At 53.1% G+C, this 20,369-nt stretch carries 25 protein-coding genes; 4 read left to right on the top strand and 21 right to left on the bottom strand.

The features are described 5' to 3' along the window. Positions 1 to 16: 16 nt before the first annotated feature. The 5 genes from thiS to ftsE all read right to left on the bottom strand — a co-directional run bounded on the left by thiS (position 17) and on the right by ftsE (position 3,426). Entirely contained in the window at positions 17 to 217 is a 201-nt protein-coding gene (thiS, locus tag E4L36_RS11190; RefSeq protein ID WP_127693549.1) for a sulfur carrier protein ThiS, read from the bottom strand. Further along, on the bottom strand, positions 207 to 599 hold the full coding sequence (locus E4L36_RS11185; RefSeq protein ID WP_136680682.1) for a DUF423 domain-containing protein: 393 nt from the start codon (positions 597 to 599) through the stop codon (positions 207 to 209). The genes thiS and E4L36_RS11185 overlap by 11 nt, the downstream gene beginning before the upstream one ends. A 107-nt stretch (positions 600 to 706) precedes the next feature. Next, complete coding sequence (rpoH, locus tag E4L36_RS11180; protein ID WP_127693547.1) at positions 707 to 1,579, bottom strand: RNA polymerase sigma factor RpoH; 873 nt, start codon at positions 1,577 to 1,579, stop codon at positions 707 to 709. Between the two features lie 178 nt (positions 1,580 to 1,757). Continuing rightward, a complete protein-coding gene (gene ftsX / locus E4L36_RS11175) occupies positions 1,758 to 2,774 on the bottom strand; it encodes a permease-like cell division protein FtsX (protein WP_136680681.1) in 1,017 nt (338 codons plus the stop codon). Beyond that, complete coding sequence (gene ftsE / locus E4L36_RS11170; RefSeq protein WP_136680680.1) at positions 2,767 to 3,426, bottom strand: cell division ATP-binding protein FtsE; 660 nt, start codon at positions 3,424 to 3,426, stop codon at positions 2,767 to 2,769. Before ftsE ends, ftsX begins: the two co-directional genes overlap by 8 nt. 74 nt (positions 3,427 to 3,500) lie before the next feature. On the opposite strand from ftsE, the gene E4L36_RS11165 reads away from it, so the two are divergent. Both E4L36_RS11165 and rsmD read left to right on the top strand, forming a co-directional pair. After that, entirely contained in the window at positions 3,501 to 4,658 is a 1,158-nt protein-coding gene (locus E4L36_RS11165) for a hypothetical protein (RefSeq protein WP_136680679.1), read from the top strand. 10 nt (positions 4,659 to 4,668) lie between these two features. After that, positions 4,669 to 5,286: a 16S rRNA (guanine(966)-N(2))-methyltransferase RsmD gene (gene rsmD / locus E4L36_RS11160; protein WP_136680678.1), complete on the top strand. Its 618-nt coding sequence runs from the start codon at positions 4,669 to 4,671 to the stop codon at positions 5,284 to 5,286. Here rsmD and E4L36_RS11155 read toward each other — a convergent pair. Further along, positions 5,283 to 5,897, bottom strand: a complete 615-nt coding sequence (locus tag E4L36_RS11155) for a TetR family transcriptional regulator (RefSeq protein ID WP_136680677.1) — start codon at positions 5,895 to 5,897, stop codon at positions 5,283 to 5,285. The two genes, rsmD and E4L36_RS11155, sit on opposite strands and share 4 nt — an antisense overlap. Before the next feature lie 61 nt (positions 5,898 to 5,958). Beyond that, positions 5,959 to 7,221 (bottom strand): M48 family metallopeptidase, encoded by a 1,263-nt coding sequence (locus tag E4L36_RS11150; RefSeq protein ID WP_136680676.1) that lies wholly within the window; start codon positions 7,219 to 7,221, stop codon positions 5,959 to 5,961. A gap of 168 nt (positions 7,222 to 7,389) precedes the next feature. Between E4L36_RS11150 and coaD the strand changes: the two genes are divergently transcribed. Together coaD and E4L36_RS11140 are read left to right on the top strand one after the other, a co-directional pair. Beyond that, on the top strand, positions 7,390 to 7,863 hold the full coding sequence (gene coaD, locus E4L36_RS11145) for a pantetheine-phosphate adenylyltransferase (RefSeq protein WP_136680675.1): 474 nt from the start codon (positions 7,390 to 7,392) through the stop codon (positions 7,861 to 7,863). A gap of 55 nt (positions 7,864 to 7,918) precedes the next feature. After that, positions 7,919 to 8,167, top strand: a complete 249-nt coding sequence (locus tag E4L36_RS11140; RefSeq protein WP_127693539.1) for a YfhL family 4Fe-4S dicluster ferredoxin — start codon at positions 7,919 to 7,921, stop codon at positions 8,165 to 8,167. A 47-nt stretch (positions 8,168 to 8,214) separates the two neighbouring features. On the opposite strand, the gene gspN is transcribed toward E4L36_RS11140, so the two are convergent. The 14 genes from gspN to E4L36_RS11070 all read right to left on the bottom strand — a co-directional run bounded on the left by gspN (position 8,215) and on the right by E4L36_RS11070 (position 20,355). Further along, entirely contained in the window at positions 8,215 to 8,925 is a 711-nt protein-coding gene (gspN, locus tag E4L36_RS11135) for a type II secretion system protein N (protein ID WP_136680674.1), read from the bottom strand. After that, the gene (locus E4L36_RS11130) at positions 8,922 to 9,395 is read right to left on the bottom strand and encodes a type II secretion system protein M (RefSeq protein WP_136680673.1); all 474 of its coding nucleotides are present in this window, start codon (positions 9,393 to 9,395) and stop codon (positions 8,922 to 8,924) included. Before E4L36_RS11130 ends, gspN begins: the two co-directional genes overlap by 4 nt. Next, positions 9,382 to 10,563: a type II secretion system protein GspL gene (gspL, locus tag E4L36_RS11125; protein ID WP_136680672.1), complete on the bottom strand. Its 1,182-nt coding sequence runs from the start codon at positions 10,561 to 10,563 to the stop codon at positions 9,382 to 9,384. The genes E4L36_RS11130 and gspL overlap by 14 nt, the downstream gene beginning before the upstream one ends. After that, a complete protein-coding gene (gene gspK, locus E4L36_RS11120; RefSeq protein ID WP_136680671.1) occupies positions 10,560 to 11,558 on the bottom strand; it encodes a type II secretion system minor pseudopilin GspK in 999 nt (332 codons plus the stop codon). The genes gspL and gspK overlap by 4 nt, the downstream gene beginning before the upstream one ends. Continuing rightward, a complete protein-coding gene (gene gspJ / locus E4L36_RS11115; protein ID WP_136680670.1) occupies positions 11,555 to 12,133 on the bottom strand; it encodes a type II secretion system minor pseudopilin GspJ in 579 nt (192 codons plus the stop codon). The genes gspK and gspJ overlap by 4 nt, the downstream gene beginning before the upstream one ends. Further along, positions 12,126 to 12,488 carry a type II secretion system minor pseudopilin GspI gene (gene gspI, locus E4L36_RS11110; RefSeq protein WP_164847036.1) on the bottom strand — a complete coding sequence of 121 codons (363 nt, stop codon included), beginning with the start codon at positions 12,486 to 12,488 and terminating at the stop codon, positions 12,126 to 12,128. Before gspI ends, gspJ begins: the two co-directional genes overlap by 8 nt. Continuing rightward, on the bottom strand, positions 12,472 to 12,948 hold the full coding sequence (gene gspH / locus E4L36_RS11105; RefSeq protein WP_169051528.1) for a type II secretion system minor pseudopilin GspH: 477 nt from the start codon (positions 12,946 to 12,948) through the stop codon (positions 12,472 to 12,474). The genes gspI and gspH overlap by 17 nt, the downstream gene beginning before the upstream one ends. Further along, positions 12,914 to 13,342, bottom strand: coding sequence for a type II secretion system major pseudopilin GspG (gene gspG / locus E4L36_RS11100; RefSeq protein WP_127693531.1), 429 nt, complete (start codon positions 13,340 to 13,342; stop codon positions 12,914 to 12,916). The genes gspH and gspG overlap by 35 nt, the downstream gene beginning before the upstream one ends. A gap of 15 nt (positions 13,343 to 13,357) precedes the next feature. Further along, complete coding sequence (gspF, locus tag E4L36_RS11095) at positions 13,358 to 14,566, bottom strand: type II secretion system inner membrane protein GspF (protein ID WP_136680667.1); 1,209 nt, start codon at positions 14,564 to 14,566, stop codon at positions 13,358 to 13,360. Next, positions 14,553 to 16,043, bottom strand: a complete 1,491-nt coding sequence (gspE, locus tag E4L36_RS11090) for a type II secretion system ATPase GspE (RefSeq protein WP_136680666.1) — start codon at positions 16,041 to 16,043, stop codon at positions 14,553 to 14,555. Before gspE ends, gspF begins: the two co-directional genes overlap by 14 nt. Positions 16,044 to 16,047: 4 nt before the next feature. Further along, a complete protein-coding gene (gspD, locus tag E4L36_RS11085) occupies positions 16,048 to 18,033 on the bottom strand; it encodes a type II secretion system secretin GspD (protein ID WP_136680665.1) in 1,986 nt (661 codons plus the stop codon). Beyond that, entirely contained in the window at positions 18,033 to 18,905 is an 873-nt protein-coding gene (locus tag E4L36_RS11080; RefSeq protein ID WP_136680664.1) for a type II secretion system protein N, read from the bottom strand. The genes gspD and E4L36_RS11080 overlap by 1 nt, the downstream gene beginning before the upstream one ends. Before the next feature lie 176 nt (positions 18,906 to 19,081). Further along, positions 19,082 to 19,849: a metallophosphoesterase family protein gene (locus E4L36_RS11075; RefSeq protein ID WP_136680663.1), complete on the bottom strand. Its 768-nt coding sequence runs from the start codon at positions 19,847 to 19,849 to the stop codon at positions 19,082 to 19,084. Beyond that, the gene (locus tag E4L36_RS11070) at positions 19,846 to 20,355 is read right to left on the bottom strand and encodes a DUF501 domain-containing protein (protein WP_136680662.1); all 510 of its coding nucleotides are present in this window, start codon (positions 20,353 to 20,355) and stop codon (positions 19,846 to 19,848) included. The genes E4L36_RS11075 and E4L36_RS11070 overlap by 4 nt, the downstream gene beginning before the upstream one ends. Positions 20,356 to 20,369: the final 14 nt, after the last annotated feature.

Raw genomic sequence — 20,369 nt, 5'->3', positions numbered from 1 at the left:
CGAAACAGCGTGCGGCTTAGCCGCCGCCGATGGCATGAACGACTTCAACTTTATCGCCAGCGGTGAGCATGTAGCTCGTATGCTGGCTACGAGGAATGATCTCCTCATTCACCTCGATAGCGATACGCTTACCGGCAAGGTCCATTTGGTTGATTAAGTCGGTCAGGGACGCGTTATCAGGCAGCTCAGTGGGTGCCCCGTTTAGTTCAACTTGCATCTGTATTACCTTTGTTTTGCCAACAATGAGTCGCAACCATGAACCAGCCAATAATAAAAGCTACGCCGCCAATCGGTGTGATAACACCAAGCCCGCGTATACCGGTCAAGGCGAGCAGGTAGAGGCTTCCCGAAAAGCAGAGAGTACCTACAAGAAAGGCAGCAGCGCTGAGTTTAAGGAGACGCGCAGGACGTTGTTGATGCATCCAAGCGACCACTAACAAAGCGAGTGCATGATAAAACTGGTACTGGACCCCGGTATCGATAATATCGAGCTGGTAAGCCGATAGGATTGACTTCAGTCCGTGGGCGGCGAAGGCACCCATCGATACGGCGATTGCAGCGGAGATAGCAGCACAGGCGGCATAGATATTGGCTGGCATATAGCGACTCTCAATACACAGGGCCGCAGTATATCATCGAATACCGGCAGATTTGAGGCAGGCAAAAAAAAACCGCCGAAGTCGGCGGTTTTTTCAAAATCGTGCATTTACACCGGGACGAGCTCGGTACCGATAGCTTGCTTGAGCTTCTTCATGGCGTTTTTTTCAAGTTGGCGAATGCGTTCAGCTGAGACGCTATATTTTGCAGCGAGCTCATGCAGTGTTGCTTTCTCTTCCATCAACCAACGCTGTGCCAAGATATCGCGGCTACGATCATCCAGCGACTCCATGGCGCCCATCAAGCGCGCTTGGGAGTCAGCTTCCCAGTTAGCTTCTTCAAGTTGTGCTGCTGGGTCCGCTGAATGATCTTCTAAAAATTGTGATGGCGCTAGATAGCTGCTGGATTCGTCATCATCGCTGGCCGTTGCATCAAAGGCGGTATCGACGGAAGCCATACGGCCTTCCATCTGGCGAACGACTTTCTCTTCAACGCCTAAGTCTTCGGCAATGGCCGCAACTTCGTCGTTATTCATCCAGCCGAGCGCTTTCTTTTGTGAGCGCAGGTTAAAGAACAGCTTACGTTGCGCTTTTGTGGTAGCGACCTTAACGATACGCCAGTTACGCAGAATAAACTCGTGCATCTCAGCTTTGATCCAGTGCACCGCGAACGAGACCAAGCGGACACCCATCGTTGGGTCGAAGCGTTTAACCGCTTTCATCAGGCCCACATTGCCTTCTTGGACAAGATCGCCAAGTGGCAAACCGTATCCTGAGTAGCTGCGAGCGATGTGCACAACAAAGCGCAGATGCGACAAGACTAGCTGACGCGCAGCTTCCAGATCATTTTGATAAAACAGACGCTCAGCCAGAGAACGCTCCTCTTCGGCGCTCAGTACCGGAATCGTACTGATCGTCTGCACATATGCTTCCAGATTTTGACCTGGAGAGATGTGTTCGATGAGTTGCAAGCTTTTGCCCATTAAATCTAAACCTCTTGGTGTTATTCAGTGATGCTTGTGACATCGACACGCCTCAAAAGTTCCCTGTTTTAGGGGCTTGTGGCGTGTAAATCCAAAAAACGGACGCTAAAAGATAGCGTTGCCGTTATCAAATATCAAGATGTCTCGCGCATCAGAGTGTTGCGCTCAAAGGCACAGTCTACTGAGGCTCTATGTCACGTAGATGACGGTGCACGGCCAGTCCTGCGCCCGCCCAACCTAGTAATACGCTGCAGACAAATAGCCATAAGCTACCCATTAACCCCAAGCCCTGTAACTGATAATGGCTGCGATACAGCTGTGCTAGCTGCTCAACGGGTTGCTCCAACATAAGCCAAGCGGCTTGTATGCTAACCCAAGCCACCAGAGCCGCGATAAGCCCATACCAGAAGCCAGTGTAAAGAAATGGACGGCGTACCCACGCATCGGTCGCCCCCACCAGTTTACTAACAACAATCTCGTCGCGGCGGCTCTCAATCGCGACGCGAATGGTGTTGCCAATGACCAGTAATACCGTCAAACCGAGCAGAACTCCGAGTACGTAAACGGCACGCGATGCCAGCCCCATAATCGCTTGTAAGCGTTGCAGCCATTCCATGTCGAGTACCGCTTCGTCCACTTCGGGCAATGCTTCAAAGGAGGCCCGCAAAAGGCCGAGATCTTTGGTGCTGGTTGCGGTGGGCATCAATACCACCACGGCAGGCAGTGGGTTGTCACTGAGGGTGTCGAGCACATCGCTAAACCCCGAGATACGTGCAAACTCACGTAAGCCTTGCTCACGGCTGATCATATCAATGGCGGCGATATCATCGCGCAGCATGAGTTGGCGCCCGAAGCGATCGGCGTCGGCATCGCTAAGGCTTGGTTGTAGATAGAGTGAAATGCGGGTTTCCCCTTCCCAGCCGGTGGCGATGGTACGCATATTATCGAGTGCAGAGAACAAAAAGCCCGGCAGCGTCAATGCGATCGCGAGTACGGCGATGGTCATTGCGGATGCCACCGGTGTTGTCAGTAATTTTCGCAGTGCGCCTTTGCATACATCCACATGGTGGCGTCGCCAGTTATCGCTATGTCCTTTTCGGTCGATATGATGGTGTTCTGCACCGCGTGGACCTTTTGGCTCCACCACCGGTTTTGGGGTAGGTTGGACGCGTACCGCGCCACGTTTTTTATCCATCGCTGAGAAGCCTGCCTGATTGAAGGGTGAGAACACGTCGGCCCATGCTACGAATCAGTGCAATATCATGGCTGGCGATCAGTACGGTGGTGCCGACGCGATTAAACTGGGTAAATAGCTGCATGATCTCTGCGGATAACTGGGGATCGAGGTTACCGGTTGGCTCATCGGCGAGCAAAATCTTCGGCTTGTGGACAATCGCCCGTGCGATACCAATGCGTTGCTGCTCACCACTCGAGAGCGCCAGCGGGCTCATCTTTTCTTTGTTTAGCAGCCCAACTTTATCAAGCGCTGCCCGCACCCGCCGTGCAGCATCGTCGGGCGCAAAGCCACTGATTTGAAGCGGTAGCAAAATGTTGTCGAAGACCGACCGGTCAAAGAGTAGCTGGTGATTTTGGAAGACCACGCCGATTGAGCGGCGCAGATACGGTATATCACGGCGGCCCAAGGCGTTGAGCTGTTGCTCTCCCACCTGAATTTGGCCTGCAGAAGGGCGTTCCATCAGCATGATCAGCTTTAGCAAGGTACTTTTGCCCGCACCCGAGTGACCCGTTAAAAAGGCCATCTCCCCCGTGGCGAGTGTGAAGTTCACATCTTTCAAGGCATCATGCCCTTGAGCATAACGCTTGCTCACATGATTAAACTGAATCATGGTCGGTCGACTCTATCTTCGAATGTGCGCGATATCTTATCATAGCGTTATCAATCTGCGATCCTTGGTGCCTTATGGAGTCAGAATATAAGCCGTTGTTTAACCGAACCTATCTAAAGATCTTGTTGTGGCTTGTTGCGGTCGCCATTGTGCTGCTTTCGGCGCTCAATCAGCAGAACCGCATCGCAAGTCCTGAGCCGTTTCAGGAGCAGCCATGGCTAGCGAGTTTAGAGGATGAGCAAGCGACCCAGGCGCGGATATATCTGACCTATGCACTGCCTCCTGCCTATAATCCCACGGCACAGCTGCGTCAGCGTGCCCTGCGTGATGCATTGACGCAGGTATTGCAACGCGCTGACCAGTTTCAAGGCCAGTTATTTGCGGATCGTCTGCAGCTCTCGATAGCTGTGCAGGATATCGATCAATTGGATACGCAGCTGCAACGCCTCGCTGAGAGTGTCACGCGGGCCCTGCCTGATGCACTGAGCAGAGCGCAAGCGTCTCAATACCTAGAAACACAGGCCAGTGAGGCATTTGCGCTTTATAACCTGAAGCTACAACTCGCGAATAGTGGCCCCGCGATCACCGATAGCGTTCAGTTGTTCAACTATCGCCCTACCGTTCTCGTTGTGGCTCAGCAGCAAGACCAGACACTTCTAAAAAGGTTACAGCAACGTTTTGATAGCTCACCTATCTATGGTGAATCACGCCACGCTGCAACGGCTGCTACCCAAGTCGTGTTGCAACACCGCGACCGCAAAGCGCTGACGCTATTAGCCGCCGATATTCACAGCGCCACTGCCCCGCCACTGGTATGGCCGCTGGCGCTACGCTATCTGCAGCAAGAACTGCCCACACTCTTTTCGGGAGCGGTAACATATCGTCTGGTGTTAACACCGGGCGCGCCGGGGTTTGCCGCTCTGGTGTTAAGCGCAGAGAGTTCTCTGAGCCGGGAGCAACAGCGTAAGCTCTGGGAGCATTTCGAGGCCTTAAGTACATCACAGTTAGAGGTGGGTAAAGCCCAGCTTGCGAAGCTCAATGATCGCCAGCTCAGCGAGCTGGAAGGGCGTGTCGCCCGCTTCGCTGCCACGCAGTTTTATGGGCAGCCGCTTAACCTACCGGTTGCGTTTCGTGATACGCTAGCGGCCATCGATACGGCTCAAGTGCAGCAAGCCTTGCAACGGTTACTTGATCCTAACCAGAACATCCGCATCCTTGTTGAACCTCAGTAAAGTAGTGTCTATGCCTCGTAAAAACAGTGTGAAACGCAGCTCTCCACGTAGTCAGTCCGCCGCGCAACTTCGCATTATTGGTGGACAGTGGCGCAGCCGCCGTGTGCCTTTTCCTGATGTTGAGGGGCTGCGGCCTACGCCAGATCGAGTCCGTGAAACGCTTTTCAATTGGCTACAGGTGGCCGTGCCCGGCGCGCGTTGTTTAGATCTCTTCACCGGCAGTGGTGCACTCGGGTTAGAGGCCCTCTCGCGCGGTGCAACGGCGGTTACGTTTATCGATCAGTCACCGGCTGTTATTAAGCAGCTTAAAGCCAATTTGCAGCTATTGAAGGCTCCGCAGCATGAGGTTGTTCAGGCGTCTGCGCTAGATTGGCTACGCCAACAGCCCGAGGATTTGGGCGTGCGTTATGATGTGGTGTTTTTGGATCCGCCTTTTCATAAAGGGCTGGTGAGCGAAGCGGTTGCGTTGTTGGAGTCGAAAGCATTGTTGGCAGACAACGCCTTGATCTATATAGAGACAGAGTCTGAGCTGCGCGTATTAGAGCTGCCGGCACACTGGCATGAACACCGAGCAAAAACAGCAGGCCAAGTGACATATCGTCTGTTCACCCGCGCGTCCGCTCATTAGTGCTTTAACCCATCCAGTGCTCGCTGTACGCTTTGCCGTATCAATGTTTTGCGATCAGCAGGCTTAGGCTGGTAATGGCTGCTGTCTAGCAAGCCGAATATTAAACACAATAGCAGCTCAGCATAGGGTTGCTCTTTCGTGCTTTTACTCAGCTGCTTTTGCTTGCGTGCTTGTTTCAAGAATTTATTGATGTAATCAGTCCAAGTATGCCAGTCTTGCTGAAGTAGCGGCTCTAAGTGTGGTACTTGGCTCAGTTCGCATGAGCGCTTGTGAAAAAGTGTGTAGATCTGATGATAGTGCGTGTTAGCTTCGATCTGGGTAACGATATCGATCAGCAAGTTTTTAAGCGCTTTGAGGGCGTTTTGGTCAATTGCTTGAAGATGCTCGAAGTAATGCTCGGCGAACGGGAGGGTGTAGTGCTCTTTTAAACTGAGCACAAGATCATCGCGGCTTTTGAAATGCCAGTAGACAGCGCCGTGCGTGACGCCGGATTCTGCGGCAATACGCTTCAGGCTCACGCTATAAATTCCGTGTTCTGCGTATAATGCTAAAGCTGTTTCGAGCAGTGTTTTCCGAGTTTGCTCCGCTTCTTCAGGTGTTCGCCTGGCCATGATCTCCTCCGTGTCATGAATGGCTCAGCGAACATTCTACCCTAATAACGTTTTTGTCGCTTTACAGCTTGGCATCATCTAAATAGTAGCGAAGCTGCATGTGACGCAGATCAGCAACTTTATGATTTTTAAGCGTGAAAGTGCCGGAAAACGGCTGGCCTGGCCGGATGTTACCTTTAATGTGCGTGATCAGTCTTGAAACATTCCCTTTGGTATCTTTGAGTAGTACACCCATAATGACATTCTTTAAGGTATGTTTATTTCGATTCTGCCATGTCACGCGCCACGAGCGTTGATTGATCACCTTCTCTTGGCGTACCACAAGCTGCTTCTCTAGCAATCTCAGCATTTGCATCTGCTGGCTTTGACGCTGGGCCTCTTGCTTTGCTGCATGGTGTTGCCCATAGGCGTTCAATGCCGTTGATAGTAAGGCTGCAAACCCGCCTCCTTGCCCTGCTGCCGTTTCTGATTGTTGTTTCCGCCACAAACTGTTGCTGTTGAGTAGTTGTGCAAATTGTGGGTTTTGACGCCCGCGCTGATAATAGCGATTTACCTTATCGGCAACGCTGCGTGTGAGAGCTGCCCTTTCTGAGTTAACCGGATGGTCGTGGAAAAAGAGGCTACGTGCGGCGCCCTCTTTTCTATATTGGCGTGCCCAGATACGGCTTGCTGCGTAAGGGTCATAGCCGGCGAGTGCGGCGTAAAGAATGCCTACTTTGTCTGCTTCGATCTCGCTTTCATGGGTAAACGCGGCTTGATAGCTGTTCTGACGGGCGGTTGAGGAGCCGCTTAAAACCGCAGCGGTTTGGTGGGTCTGGCGCTCAAATACATGGTTGGCGACCGTGTGAGCGATCTCATGGCCGATAACGGCTGCTAGCTCTGCATCTTCAGACAGCTGATCCATAAGGCCGGTGTGAACCACGATATAGGTGCCACCGGTGGTAAAGGCGTTGAACGAATCACGTTTAATCAGAACGGGTTGCCAACGTTCATGGCGCAAGTGGCTGATTTGGTGAATGCGATCGAAAACGCGTACCAAGCGTTGGTAAGCTTTACGGTCGAGTTTTGCGTTAATTGGCCGCCCTGCTTGGCGCTCTTTTTTCAGAATTTGGTCGATATAGGCGTTGCCTTGGGCGATCTGTTGTTGGCGTGATGCCATACTTAAAGAACGGCGGCCTGTTACGCGGTCTTTTTCGCTGATGGCGTCGGCGACGGTATACAGTCCTTTATCGACATTTGCTAATGTTTGACAGCCGTTTAGAATGAAAAAAGCGGCTAAAATCGTAAAAAATTGCGTGATCTTCTTTAAAGTGATCGGTATCATAGCCTATAACCTTATATTCTATAATGAAATATAGAATAATTTTTTTATAACTGATCGAAATCAATACATTCCTTTAATGTATTTGTGCGGACTAAGCAATTTAGATAATATGCCGCACTTGCATTAGTGCTAATATGCACAGCAAAACAAGGCTAGAGTGAATCTCTTATGAACATTGCCATCTACCCCGGAACGTTTGACCCAATCACTAACGGGCATTCGGATTTGGTGCATCGAGGAGCATGTCTCTTCGATAAAGTTGTGGTTGCTGTTGCGGCTAGCCCCAAAAAGAAACCTCTACTTCCTTTAGATGTCAGAACAGGACTTGCCCGTGAAGTTCTGGCTGACTTAGATAATGTCGAGGTGGTGGGTTTCGATTGCTTGCTGGCTGATCTAGTGCAAGAGCAGAATGCGAATATTATTTTGCGTGGCTTACGAGCAGTGTCGGACTTTGAATATGAGTTCCAGCTTGCCAATATGAACCGCCAACTGGCGCCGCAAGCGGAAAGCTTGTTCCTGACACCAGCAGAAAAACTCTCTTTTATCTCCTCAACACTGATAAGAGAGATCGCAGTGCTGGGTGGTGACGTAAGTAAGTTCGTTCACCCATCCGTCGCCGCTGCGATGAAAAACTATACATAATAACGATATACGACAAAAGAACCGTTAAACCTTGTGAGTAAGTGAGGTAGCCAAAATGGCATTAATTATTACCGACGAATGCATCAACTGTGATGTATGCGAACCAGAATGCCCGAACGAGGCGATTGCTCCGGGTGAAGAGATCTATGAGATCGATCCAGGTAAGTGCACCGAGTGTGTAGGTCACTACGATACACCGCAGTGTGTTGAGGTGTGTCCGGTCGACTGTATCCCTAAAGATCCTGACCACGAAGAGACACAAGACCAGCTGATGGCTAAGTATCAGCGTCTAACTGGCCAGTAATCTGGCTTGCAGCGTGGGTGCTCGCCTACGCTGCTCCTTCCTCTCCTTTACATCCTTCCCTGCTGCTTGATAACAAACGTTTGTTGATCAGCACGTCCGCCAAACAGTGTGACGAGTTGTTGCTGTAGCGTTGCGTCTTGAGTTTTGAGCTGCGCGTCTAGCTGGTAAGCGCCTTGTGCAGACAGCGTAGCGCTGCCGGTAAGGGATATCGGCGCATTCGCGTTACGAAACTCAACATAGTAGCGGTTACCTTGGCAGTTGATATCGCCCGAGACCGTCCCGAAAGGCAGCTCAAACACTAGGGTGCGCGCCAGTATAACCTCCCCTTGCGTTGCCTCGCAGTTGCCAGCTGTCAGGTTTTGCAGCTGCATATCCAGTTGGGTAGCAACGCCTGCTAAAACAGGAAATTGACGCTGAATAGGTTGGCTATCTGCCGTGAGCTCAACGCTGGATAGGCGAGGCAACTGCCAAAGTTTGGCTGCAATCAGTGCGTTCGCACCTAACTGCGGCAGGGTTATCTGCCAGCCTGTTTCTAACCTGATCAGGCGCGGTACGGCAAAGTGCCACGTGACTGGCCCGACTTCGAAGCGCTCCACTCTCAGCTGCGCGTTGCCGCGCCATAGCGTGCCATTTAGCTGAGTAACTTGAGTACCTTTGGGCAGCATGGGGGCCACAAATGGATACAGGTAGCTGACTGGTAAATGCGCCACTAAGGAGATTATGAGTACGCCTATAAATAGCCCGAGCGAGCGTTTCATTGTGAGCCTCCAACAAAGGTTAGTCGTGCACTCACGATCCCCGGCTCAGTCGTCTGGTTGATCTGCGCCTTTTCAATACGCAGTCCTTCCCTAACCGCTTGTTGCATGGCGCTCAGGAGCTGATTGAATGAGGCTCTCTCTGCCCAGACATTAACGCTATCGTCGTTACCCTGCTCGATACGGCTCAATGTGACGCCATACTGGCCCAAGGCTCGCGTGACGCGTTGGCGTATCGAGCCGCTATTGACAGGCTGTTGGCCAGAGACGCTTGGCCGAATCTTGGTTGCCGCTTCTTTCATCCAAGCAATATCCGTTTGCTGACGTGTGATTCGATCTTGTAGTTGGCTACGCGAGTCGAGCAATGGCCGAAAGACGGCCAGCCAGAGTACCAAGATAGCGACAACCGGTAGGGCGATCAGTAAAGTGTGCTGCTCGCGTTGGGATAAATTACTAAACCTATCTTTGAGCACTTTGACCTCCTGAGATGGTTACCAGACCGGAGACGCCGCTGCCGTTCTTCACGAGCGTACCCAGTTGTATTTCGAGGCCAGCCGCCGTTAGCTCTTCGCTAAGTTGCTCGACACGGCGATAGTCAGGGGCTTGAATCTGTATGCGCAAGGCATTGGCGGTATAGCGAAAGTTAAGCAGTTCTATATCCGCTTGCCCCAGTGCTTTTGCGCCTTGATTGAGCCACTGTAACAGTTGGTTTTCACCCTCATTGCTCGTCACCTGCTTTAGCTGCGCCCGCATCTGGCTAACCGGATTAACAATTCGTCGTGCATTGGGGAATGTTGCGCGGTAGATCTCCTTTTGTGCTTGGGCTAGGGCTTCGGATTGGCGTTTGAGCATCATGTTGTCGACGATCAGTCCACCGAGTACAACCATAACCAGCGCAATAGCAGCCACCGTAGGCCAGCGCAGTCCGCTCCATAGGTTATCTAGCGCACCCTGTTGTTTATACCTTCCTTGTAGCAGGTTTGTTAGTGTGGACTTAGGTGGCCACTGCTTAGCGGCTAACTCCAGCAACGAGGCTGTTTGTGCAGTTGCTTCAACGTTGGGTATAGCCACTGGTGCGCGATCGGGAGCGTGATAGTAAACGAGCTCTTTGGCGCCAGTACGCGCTAGTACCAGTGGAAGCGCTGCCTCCGAGACGGCGCATTGGGTTTGATCATCTGCATAAAGAACATGCTCGCCCTGCTGCCAGATTATAGCGGGCTCTTGTTGGATCGCCGCGAGTAGTTGGTAATCGGCAATGACCCATTGCGGCTCGATCGCTGCGTGTGCCAATGGTTCCAGCCAGCGCTGCATTGAGGTATTGAGCACCGCGTAGCAGTGGGCATGCTGCTGAGTGGGTGCGCTGCACGCAATATGGTATTGCTCAAGTGGCTGGCTGAGCTGCTCTTCGATCATGAAGGGTGCTGCTGCCAGTAAGGCGCGTTTATTGCCGGGTATATCGATCAGGGCATGCCGTACATCACAGCCAGGCAGCACCATAATGATATGGCATCCCGTGACATCCAGTTCAGACAGGGCCTGTGCGCTGGTCTGTCCCTGCTCGGTTTGGCCAGTGGCGTCGCTGCGTAGCCACTGCCATTGGATCGCATCCCGATCAGGATAGAGAAAAATTCGTTTACTCAAGAGTTAACTCCGTAGCGTCTTCCCAGTACGCGGGTTTTCTTGTTCTCGTCCACATGCAGTAACGAGATCAGACGAAAGCGTGCAACGCCAAATTGTACTTCTGTTATCAGTGAAAAATAGTGCCGCTTCATGACAATCGCTGCTTTGCTGGCCTCGCTAACCGATAGGTCTTTTAAGACCGGTTGCTGCCAAAACTCAGCGGCATTGCTCCAGCCCTCGCGGGGGCGATCTTCGATAATACTCAACGCGGTGCGTGCGTCGATGGCTTCGCCCATCAGCGCTTGCAATAGCGGTGCATCCTGCGGTTGGAGATCATTTGGGTTGATGGCGATAGCCAAATCGTTAGGCCGCGCGCAAATGAGCGGCAGTATTTGCTGCCGTGGCTCGGCGGCTAAGGCCTCTAGGTAGCGAATCTCGCTGGTTAGCAAGAAGGTGCGATTAGCGGGTCGCTGCGCAGGTGTCTGGCTGGCATAAAAACTCGATTCAGCTCCGTAAACGCCGGTGGGCAGCTCGTCTGGATCGGTCCAGTCATGGGCGCGCTGGATAAGCTGATCGGCACTCACCGTGTCGGCTTGGGCGTGCTCGGTGATGAGATAGCGCCAAACCGCTTCGGTATAGCTTTGCTGTGCCTTTTGTTGCTCTCGCTCGGCTTCGTTCTCTTTGGGCTCAGGCAACTGTAACGAGTTGAGATTGAGACAACGATGCAGCGAGGTCAGCTCGTAGCGGATAAAGCCCTCTTCGATAGGAAACTGGACTTCGCGGTCTTTAAGCCCCAGTTGTTTTTTGTCGATATAGTCGCCAAGTTTGCTGGTGGCGTAAAACTCGCCCGCCCGAGCGTACCAGCGGGCCTGTTGCAGATCTCGCTGGGCTTTGAATGCCTGTGTGCTCTGGCGGCTGGTCTCAATGATTTGGGTAGCGAGGATACTGATCACTGCCATCACACCTAACACGAGGATTAACGCAGCACCACGCTGTTGTTTGCTGCGTCTGTTCATAGCCGCGCTCCCGTCATGCTGACCACCTCAAAGGTTTGCCAGCGCTCGGTATCGAAAGCGAGCCGCAGTGCCGCCAGTGGGGTGTTATCGGTTGCCGTTAGCTGTTCTGACCATCGCTGGGCCAGAAAGTAGGGCGTCACACGGTTAACGCTATCCAGCAATTGATGGCGATACCAGCCATCCTCTTGGGCGGGTTGGGCGACGGGTAAACTGTAGCGCACGAGGGTGTCTGTCTCGATGACGTATCTAACGCGCTCGAGTAGATCCGTTGTTGCACCAGCGGCCGGAGTGGCACGAAAACGGGTAAATTCCAAGATTAGCCCCGGAATATTGGTGCGCTCGGCGGTGGTGATATCTGCGCTCACTTGGCGACCCGATAGCGCGATCTGGTCAAGATCTGACTGGATGATGGTCAGCGCACGCTGCAACTTGGCTAGCTCCGCTGTGTGCGTTTCTAGCTGTTGGTTGTTGGTGATCATACCGCTGAGCATTTGGCTTGCAATCACACCGACCAATGCTGTGATTGCAATCGCGATGACCAACTCAATCAGCGTCATACCCCGTTGTCTAGTCACGATGGCGGTACCCCGTGAGGCTAGTCAGGATATAGCCGCGCTGCTCCGCTGTACTGACATCGACGGTGATGCGCTGAAAGTCTGCCAGTTCTGTGGCGGCTTTCGAGGCTTTCCAGTAGAAGTCGAAGCCAGCAAAGGTCACTTCGCCGTCAAGCTGTTGCTCCGTTTCGAGCAACACGAGCGCGAGCTGATTCTGCGCGACCCATGTTGCATGCTGGCGTATCTCAAGCGCAGCCACCGTTTGAGTGGACTGGCCTGCAGCGCGGCTTAAAGCCGCCGCCGCTACCGCGAGTATAAAGATCGCGACCATCACTTCGAGCAGCGTAAACCCGCGTTGGCTATTCGATGGCGCCATAAGGATCACTAAGCGAGAAGCGTTGATTATCTTGTGATAGCTCAAGCCGAAAGGGCGTGAAGAGGCCATCGGGGGATAATTGGATCTGTGGTGCTTTCGCCTCCTGCTGCTCGCTGGTAGCGGAGGTTAACTGGATAAAAATGGTATCGGCCAGCGTCGTTGCACTGGCGGCAGCGTTCGGCTGCCATTGGCCTGCACTAAATTGCATAACGCGGTAACGCTGCTCATCGAAGCGTATCCCAAACCAGCGCTGCTCCTGCGTCGCGCGTAGGCTCACGGCCTGCAACTGAACCTTAAGCTGTTGCAGGGCTGCCAGTGCTGAGCTCTCGGGGCGGCTGCTGGGCAAGGTGACAACAACCGTGGCAGAGATGAGTCCGACCAAGGCGACCACAACCATCAGCTCCAGCAACGTGAAGCCGGCTTGATTACCAGTTACCGATGTCTGCGGCTTGGCCTTCACCACCGTTCTCACCATCAGAGCCTAAAGAGTAAAGATCGAATGCGCCGTTTTCCCCCGGCTGTAAGTACTGATATTCATTGCCCCACGGGTCGTTTGGTAAGCGCTTAATGTAGCCATCGGGGCGGTAGTTTTTGGGCTCTGGGCTAATGGAAGGGCGCTCAACCAAGGCTTCTAAGCCTTGGTCGGTGGTGGGGTGCTGGTGGTTATCCAGCTTGTACATATCCAGCGCTTGCTCCAGAGCCGCGATGTCTGCTTTCGCTTTTTCCACCATCGCTTTGTCTTGGTTATCCAAAACATTTGGGGCTACAACCGCCACTAACAGGCCAAGAATCACCACAACAACCATGATCTCAAGTAGGGTGAAGCCGCGCTGGCGATGATTGCGGTCTTTCATAGGACGCTCCTGCAATTAAAACTGGGTCAAATTATTAAGTTGTAAAATCGGTAGCAAAATCGCTAACACGATGGTGAGCACAAGCGCACCAAAAATGATGATAAGCAGTGGCTCAATTAAGCGGGTCGCGATATTGATCACACCGGTCAGAAGGCTCTCTTGCTGCTGCGCAGCTTGGCCCAGCGCATCCCCTAATTCCCCGCTGTGCTCGCCATTGGCAATCATGTAGACGGCGATCGGTGGGAAGATCTTCGCATCAGTCATCGCTTTGCTGAGCAACTGGCCTTCACGTACGCGCTCACTTGCCTCAGCGATAGCTTGTTGGACAACAAGGTTGTTCAGGGTGTCTTTGCTAATACGTAGCGAATCCAATAACGGCGAGCCGCTCTGCGTCATGATGCTGAGGGTATTGAGCAGCCGCGCAGTTTCTAAGTTGATGACCAGTGAGCCGATCGCGGGCATTTTTAGCAGTGACTTATGCACCTTAAAGCGAAACGCAGGGTAGGTGAGTAGCTTTTTCCACAGCACCGTAGCAACAACGATCATCAGCAACACCAGCCAGCCGGAGTTCACGATAAAGTCAGACACGGTGATCATGATGCGCGTTAAGAAGGGAAGCTGCTGGCCCATATCCGCAAACTGTTCCACAACTTTGGGCACAACATAAGCCATCAGCATGGTGATGACGCCGATCGAAACCAGCGTCAGTACCGCCGGGTAGATTGCCGCCTGCGTGACGGTGCCCTTGAGCGCCTGAGCACGTGTTGTGTAGTCGGCAAGGCGCATCAGAACTTTGCCAAGATCACCGGAGTGCTCGCCCGCGGCAACCAGCGCGCGGTATACCGCTGGGAACACTTTGGGATGCTCTTTGAGCCCATCGGCAAGCGAGTGGCCCTCTAGAATTTTGCTGCGTACGGCTTGCAGTGTGCGGCGTAGTGCTTTGTTGCGGGTTTGCTCCGCCGCCACCCGTAACGCTTCTTCGAGCGGGATAGCGGACTGAACCAGCGCTGCAAATTGTTGTGTGAACAACGCGATATCGCGCGCGGGTACGCGGCCAAAGTGGCTACGTTGGCTCTGTGTTTTGGGGGCATTCGCGCTGAGGGAGATCGGTATCAGCTGTTGATCGCGCAGTAATTGGCGCGCATGGCGCTCGGAGTCTGCATCGATATAGCCCTTACGCTTTTTACCGTTGGGCGCTGCCGCTTGGTACTCAAAGGATGGCATTGTCCGCAGACTCCTTCACCATTCTGAGAACTTCGGAAGGTGATGTCTGACCCTCCAGTACCATTGTGCGGCCTTGATCGAGCATGGTGATCAGATGTTTATTCACATGCTGAGCCATCGCGTGTTCGCTGGTTTTATCGTGGATAAGTCGAGCTAAACTTTTATCCACAACCAAGAGTTCATAAAGCCCTTTACGGCCACTATAACCGGTGTTTTGGCAGGCCTCGCAACCTTGGCTCTCTTTGACCGTTGTGCCCGCTAAACTGATATCACCCAGTGCTTTAGCATCTTCACTATTGAGCTGGTAATCCTGTTTGCAGTGGCTACAAAGGGTACGTACTAAGCGTTGTGCTAACACGCCTTTTAACGAAGAGGCAATGAGATAGGGCTCAACGCCGATATCCATTAATCGTGTCACAGCACCTAGCGCATCGTTGGTGTGCAGGGTGGATAGCACCAAGTGGCCTGTTAAGCTGGCCTGTACGGCAATTTGTGCGGTTTCTGGGTCACGTATTTCACCCACCATCACCACATCGGGGTCTTGTCGCAAAATGGCGCGCAACCCTTTGGCGAAGGTCATTCCGCTCTTGGCGTTAACCGGGGTTTGACCCACGCCCTCAAGCGCATACTCGACCGGATCTTCCACCGTGAGAATGTTGCGGCTGCGGCTATTGATCAGCGTTAAGCCCGCGTAGAGCGTGGTGGTTTTACCCGATCCTGTGGGGCCGGTTACCAAAATAATGCCGTTGGGTTGATGCAGTAGCTCGCTAAACTGAGCCAAGGTAGCCGCGGGCATACCAAGATCTGCAAGGTCCATACGAGAGGCTTGTTTATCGAGCAAACGCATAACTACGCGCTCACCATGAATAGAGGGCATAGTCGAGACCCGCACATCCAGCGCTTTGCCAGCCATCTTCAGCGAGACACGCCCGTCTTGAGGTACTCGGCGCTCGGCAATATCGAGCTTGGCCATGACCTTAATACGCGAGATCAACAGCGGCGCTAGCGGGCGGCTAGGACGCAGAATCTCTTGGAGTACGCCATCTACGCGCAGGCGCACCGACATGGTTTGCTCGAAGGTTTCAAGGTGGATATCCGATGCTTGCTTTTTCAACGCTTCGGCAAAGAGGGCGTTGATCAAGCGAATCACCGGAGCGTCGTCTTGAGCGTCCAATAGATCTTCGGATTCGGGAATGCTCTGCGCTAATGCATCGAGATCGATGACATCGTTGATCTCGGAGATGCTCTCAAGGGCGTTGTCTGCTGCTTGATAAGCGAGGCTGATGGCATCGTCCAGTGCGTTCTCTTCAATCTCGATAAACTGCGCTTGGCCTAAACAAAGACGATCAGCCTCCAGAATGCCATCCAAGCTGGTGGCTGCGGTAAAGCGCACCTGTGCAGGCTGACCCTCTTGGCCAGTTGCAAGGATCTTGTGCTTACGGGCAAACGCAAAAGGGAAGAGTGGCTGGGCAATCATCGCCTTAGTCGTCCCCGTCCAGCATTTTGAAGATTAGGTCTTCATCGGATTGCGATGTGGCCTCTTCAACACGCAGTGGGTTATTGCGCGTCTTTGGCCAGGCTGGCAGCGTTGAAGGCTGACTTTTCATACCGGTTTTGCTGTTGCCAAGTAGTACTTGGCGCGCGTGAATATAGTTATATTTTTGGCGGCTAACAGAGGTGGCAACTGTAGAATCGCGGATGATGGTCGGGCGGATAAATACCATCAAATTACGCTTTTTCGTTGTGTTGCTATCGGTTCTGAAAGCGCGGCCAACGTAAGGGATATCGCCCAACAAAGGCACTTTCGAGGTGCTGGCCTGCTCATCCTCTTGAATCAAACCACCAAGCGCCAGCGTGGAGCCATCATCGATCAAGACCGTGGTTGATATCACGCGCTTGTTGGTCACGATATCAGAGGCTTCAATGCCCGTTAACGAGGAGACCTCTTGCTCAATGGTTAGGCGAACCGCATCGCCTTCGTTGATCTGTGGGGTCACTTTGAGCTTAACGCCGATATCTTTACGCTCAATTGTTTGGAACGGGTTGCTGTTGCTATCGCTCGCGGTTGACCCTGTGATAATCGGTACTTCTTGGCCGACTTGGATGTAGGCTTCTTCATTATCCATGGTGACCAGACTCGGCGTTGAGAGCACGTTGGAGTCCTGATCATCGTCGAGTGCGGTGATAAAGGCCGCAAAACTGAAGCCATCTTCGTTGAAACGCCCAAAGCCCAGCGAGATGCCGTTACCAATCACGCCGGGAGTGATGTTGTCGGATGCTGCCGCCGCGGCAATATCGACGATACCTGGGCGTGTTTCTGAACCGAAGTCGATCGCACCTGCCGGCACCGTGCCATCGCCGCTGCCGTCAAAGAGGAGCCACTGAACACCGAGCTCTTTAGCTTTGTTGTCGGAGACTTCTGCGATGACTGCTTCAACCATCACTTGGGCGCGGCGAATATCGAGCTTCTCGATAATACCCTCCAGCGTTTTGATAATGTGAGGGCTACCCGAAATGACCACGGTGTTGGTTTGCTCATGTGCATCGATGTTGAGGTTGCTTCCCTGAGCTGCGGCGCCTTTTGTCGTGCCCTGTTGGCCTTTTTCCTCTTTGATAATGGTATCGCTAACGCCCTTCAGAACGGGTACCAAATCTTTTGCTTTGGCGTACTTGAGATAGACCACACGGGTATTTGAGGTGGTTTGTACCTCGCCATCGAGGTCTTTAACGATGCGGCGAATACGGCTGCGTGTGGTGGCGTCTGCGCGCACGATGAGCGTATTGGTGCGCTGATCGGAGGTAATAAGTGGCGAAGGCCCGGTTTGCTCTTTGCGCGAGTCCTTCAGCACGCTACTAAGAATACGCTCAAGCTCGCTGGCTGAGGCGTTAGTAAGCGGCATCATCTCTAGTGATTGGGAGTCGGCTTGGTCGACTTCGGCGATGATCTTCGCGATGCGGCGCACATTAGCGGCGCGATCGGTAACCAGAATGACGTTCGATGTTTCATAAGCTGCAATAATGCCTAAGCGGTTATCGATCAATGGGCGCAACGTTGCGGCTAGCTGATTGGCGTTGACGTTCTGCACTGCGACAACGCGAGTGACAACCTCTTCACTTGCACGCGCCGGTGTGCCGATCTGTACATCCGTGCCCTCTAGCTTAGCGCCCTGTGCCGGAATAACCTTCAGAATGTTATTGCCGGTATCGACAACGGCGTAGCCTCGAATGCCCAGTTGTACAAGGAACACCTCGTATAGCTCATCGGCGGTGAGCATGCTCGGGCTTTGAATATCAACCTTGCCGCGCACCTTATCGTCGACGACGATTGTTTTGCCCGTCATCTTCGAGATGGTGTTGATGAATTCGCGAATATCCACACCGCGCATATCGAGTGTGTAGTCCTCAGCGATAGCCGCTGAAGAGAGCGAGAGAAGTACAGCAAGGGAGAGGGATTTAAGGTTAATCATTACAACCGGATGTCCATTGTCACAGGCTTGCCGTTGCGCTGTAGCGTCAGCGAGACGGCCGCTGTGTTGCTAATTATCTGGTATAGCTGCGGGATATCGAGATTCGCAGCCGGAATATTGTTGATGTGGGTAATGAGATCGCCGCTGTTGAGGCCTGCACGTTCCAGCAAGCGGGTATCACGCCCTGCTTGAATACGATAGCCCGCTAAGCGATTGCCATTGCGCTGGGGCGCAAGTGACATAAACCGAGTCAATGCTAATGGGTTTGAGGTGAGGGTGCGCTTGGGGTTTTGCCCCAGTAGTTCAGTAAACGCGGGGTCACTCAAACTAACCTCTCTGGGTGTTGAGCTGACACTTGCGATCGCTGCTGAGCGTGCGGCTTTCTTCGGTAGCAGCAACTTTTCTGCCACGTCGTTGTTATAAATAATCACGTGATCTTGGGCGATAGCGGCCAGCGTGACGCGGCGGCTGCGCTTATCGGAGATAACTTCATCGATCCGATAGGCGCCCTGTTTACCTTCAAAGTTAATAACGGCAACGCCGTTCTGGCCCGATACCAGACCGAGCAATTTGATATTGAGGCGTGTCTGTTTCACCTCTTGTGTCGCTGTAATGACTGCCGCGGGTTTATTCTGCGCGGGGCGCGCTGCTTGGCCAAACAGATGGTGTGCTTGAATCTCAGCAACCAGCGATGCGGTATCAGTATTGGGTGCGCTAATAGCTGCGCTTGAGGTAACACTGGCAGGAGAGAATTGCGGCGTTGGGGCGTCTTTGAAGAGTGCGGCGATCTGCCAAATCAGCGGTGCCAATAACCATGCTGTAAGTACCACAAGCACGCCGGTGACGAGCTTGCTGAGTTGAAGAAAACCCATTGATAAATCCAATTTAAAGTGACGTCCGCTTGAACAGAGCAAGCACGCTATTTTTGCCAGTGTCTGTTACAAAAACATGACACAAGCAAAGCATCCATAATACAAGGGGTTTTCGCGAATTGAAAAGAGCCTTGTTCACCAATGTACCACGGCCGCTCGATTGGCGTAAGTGCGCGTCAAACTGGCGCGTATCCGGTACGCAGTGCATGAGCCCAGTCCGCTCGGTTACGTGCTAGCGCTGCCTGCGCGGCAGGTTCAAAATCATAGGCAATCGCGCGCTGCTCGCAGTGCCACTGCTGGTTAGCAAAACTGATGATCGCATATTGCGCGCAGTTTGATCTGGTCTCCATGCGATGAGGGGCGGGTTCGTCATCGGCATAAGCCGGTAGGCCGACACTACCGGGGTTTACGATAGTGAGGGTTGTATTAAGCTCGACTTGGCGCGGCAGGTGCGTATGCCCACACAACAGCAGCCGAGTAGCAGGTGGTAATTTACCCACTAACCCCTCGATCTCAGATGTTGAGCGCAGCGTAGTGCGCATATTTTGGATTGTCTCAAGCAGGTAGATTAAATCGCTCTGAGGTGTCCCGTGGCACAGCTGTAAACCGTTTGGTAAATGCGCGTCGAAGGGGAGGCTGCTTAACCATGCTAAGGCATCGGCGCCAAGCTCTGTGTGGATAAAGCGCAGCGTAGGGTTGGCTGCCAATGCTGCCTCCGTTGCAGCAACAATATCCCGATCCTGATTGCCGCTGATGGTGGTGACAGCATAGTGCTTTTCCAGATCGGCCAAGCGCTGATACGTGGCGTGTGGAGCTAACGGCCCGTAAAGGATATCGCCTAAATTGATAAATTGGGTAATGCCGCTGTTCAGTGCATCCTCAAGGACGGCGTTGAGCGCCCAGATATTGCTGTGAATATCCGAGAGCACCGCGTAGCGGCTCACTGGGAGTACTCCTGTTGCTGCAGGCCGAACTCCTCATCAAGTAACGCGCCGATAACGTTACCCTCTGCAAGGTGATGCGCATATTGCATGTGTAGGCAGCGCACCTTGTCCCATTGGGAGATGCCGCCGATGCCATAGCGCTCGAACATCTCGGTAAAGCCGAGCGCTTCGATACGTGCTTTATCTTCGGGTTGCATCAGCTCCCAGCGGCGGGCTACGTAGTCGCGCTGATTTTGCAGATAGGCTTCACGCAGGGCCTCATCCGTTTGCAGGCGGGCCTCGATCTCCTTAACCCACCCCTGTGTCTCGATGCTACCAATCGCTTTGCAGAGCGCTTTTGATGTGAGCCAATAGAGCGTTGGAAACGGGATGTCATCCACTAACGAGCGCATCTGAACAACCAAGGGGACCCCTTTTGGTGTTGCGACGGTGACCGCCACTAACCCTTTGGGCTCTCGGCCAATCTGCTGGCCGACCAGCGCTATCTGTTCTGCTGTTAAACTCATATTTCTTACCTTGG

It is taken from the genome of Neptunomonas sp. XY-337 (assembly GCF_004959845.1).
Lineage (GTDB): Bacteria > Pseudomonadota > Gammaproteobacteria > Pseudomonadales > Balneatricaceae > Neptunomonas > Neptunomonas marina.
This window is presented reverse-complemented; position numbering and strand designations above follow the sequence as displayed.